Raw genomic sequence first — 2,460 nt, 5'->3', positions numbered from 1 at the left:
ACCCTCACCTACCACCAACCCACCATCCCGATCATCGCCGGCCTCACCGGCACCCTCCCCACCGACAGCGACCACACCACCGCCGACTACTGGACCCGCCACATCCGCCACACCGTCCGCTACACCCACGGCACCACCACCCTGTCCGAACAGGGCGTCACCACCTACCTCGAACTCGGACCCGACACCACCCTCACCACCCTCACCACCCAAACCCTCACCACCCTCGACCGCAGCGGTNATCGGCCACGCTTCACCGCCACCCCCACCCTCCACCGCANNAAGCCCCCCACCACCACCCTCGCCACCGCCCTGGCCACCCTCCAGGCGGCAGGCCACACCCCCACGCCTCCCAGCATCAGCAGCGCCGTCCCCAGCGCGCAGGGTGCTACCGGCGACGACACCAGCCCCGACAGCTCCACCAGCCCTCACAGCTCCACCAGCCCCGCCAGCTCTGCAGCCGACGCCGGCGACCCGGCCCGTCTCGCGGCCGCCCTGCCCACCTACCCCTTCCAGCGCCAGCGGTACTGGCTGCGGGAGGCGTCGACCGGTGGGCACAGCGTCGCCGGGCTGGGCCTCGCCAGCGCGGACCATCCGCTGCTCGGCGCGGCCATCGGACTGGCCGACCAGGACGGGGTGCTGTTCTCCGGCCGGCTCTCGCTGGCGACGCATCCCTGGCTGGCCGACCACGCGGTGCAGGGCAACGTACTCGTGCCCGGCACCGCCTTCGTCGAGCTGGCGCTGCGGGCCGGCGACGACCTCGGGGTGGGGGCGCTGGACGAGCTGGTCTTCGAGGCGCCGCTCATCCTGCCCGAGCGCGCCGCCGTCGCCATCCAGGTCACCGTGACCGCCGCCGACGACACCGGCCGTCGCCCCGTCGCCGTCCACTCCCGGCCGCAGGACTCGCCCGACGCCGCGTGGACACGGCACGCCAGCGGGGTCTTCGCCGCCGCCGACGGCGACGAGGGAGCAGGCGCCGGCGACGCGCCCGAAGCGCTGACCGCCTGGCCGCCGCCGGGCGCGCTGGAGGTGCCCGTCGGGGACGTCTATCCGGCACTGGCCGCCTCGGGGCTCGCCTACGGGCCGGCCTTTCAGGGTCTGCACGCCGCCTGGCGCGCCGGCGACGACCTGTACGCCGAGGTCACCCTCCCCGACGCCGGGACCGACCAGCACCAGGCCGCCGCCTTCGGCGTGCACCCCGCGCTGCTCGACGCGGCCGTCCACCTGTCGGTCTTCCACGGGCTCGCGGACGTGCCCGCTGGCCACAGCCGGCTGCCGTTCGCGTGGAACGGCGTGCGCCTGCACGCCACCGGCGCCACCAGCCTGCGCGTCCACGTCGCCGTCCACGGCACCGACGAGATCTCCCTGCACGCCGCCGACCCCGCCGGTGCCCCCGTCATCACCGTCGACTCGCTGCTGGCCCGGGTCGTCTCCGCCGAGCAGCTCGCCGCGGCCCGGCGCCGTCGTTCGGACTCGCTCTACGAGGTGACCTGGCCACCTCTGCGGCTGTCCGCGGCGGGACCAGGGGCCACCAACTGGGCCGTCATCGGCTCCGGCGACGCCGTGCCGGCCGAGCTCGGGGCGAGCGTCACCAGGACGGATCATCCCGACCTCGCGTCCCTCGGTGTCGCGGTCGAGGCCGGCGCGGCCGTTCCCGACCTCGTCGTCCTGTCCCTCGGCGCCCTTCCTCTCGGCCCCCCTGCCCACGACGGTCTTCGCACCGACGCCGGGGACCTCGCGGGCCCCACCGGCGCCCCCGATCTCCCGGACGTCCCCGCCGCGGCGCGGGCGGCCACCGAGCGGGCGGTGGACCTGCTGCGGGCCTACCTGTCCGAGCAGCGGTGGGACGCGACCCGGCTCGTGGTCCTCACCTCGGGCGCGGTCAGCGTCGCCGGCGAGGACGTCGACCTCACCACCGCCCCGCTGTGGGGGCTCGTACGCACCGCCCAGAACGAGCACCCCGACCGCATCCTGCTCATCGACCTCGACGCCGACCCCGACAGNCGCACCGCCCTGCCCGCCGCCGTCGCCACCGCCCAGGCCACCGGCGACAACCAGCTCGCCCTACGCCGCGGCACCGCCCACACCCCACGCCTCGTCCCGGCCACCACGCCCGACGCGCCCGACGCGGCCGACGCGACGAATCCGGCGGGTCCGGCCGATCCGGCGGATCCGGCGGGCTGGAACCTCGACCCCGACGGCACCNTCCTCATCACCGGCGGNCTCGGCACCCTCGCCCACCACCTCGTCCGCCACCTCATCACCCACCACCACACCCGCCACCTCCACCTCACCAGCCGCACCGGCCCCCACCACCCCCACGCCACCGCACTACGCACCGAACTCGAAAACCTCGGCGCCACCATCACCATCACCGCCACCGACACCACCAACCCCACCCAACTCCACCACCTCCTCGACACCATCCCCGCAGCCCACCCCCTCACCGCCGTCATCCAC

General features: G+C 75.1%; 1 protein-coding gene and 1 pseudogene. Both read left to right on the top strand.

What is annotated here, in order from left to right; all coding sequences use genetic code 11:
• Positions 1 to 312 precede the first annotated feature (312 nt).
• Positions 313 to 2,003, top strand: a pseudogene (locus UK94_RS72410) (polyketide synthase dehydratase domain-containing protein); the annotation flags it as partial.
• Between the two features lie 220 nt (positions 2,004 to 2,223).
• Positions 2,224 to 2,460 (top strand): KR domain-containing protein (locus tag UK94_RS72405; protein ID WP_235490916.1); only part of this gene is annotated, 237 nt, incomplete at both ends.

This window comes from Frankia sp. AvcI1, from assembly GCF_001420875.1.
GTDB lineage: Bacteria > Actinomycetota > Actinomycetes > Frankiales > Frankiaceae > Frankia > Frankia alni.
The sequence above is the reverse complement of the archived record's forward strand: the minus strand, read 5'-3'. Positions and strand labels throughout refer to the sequence as shown.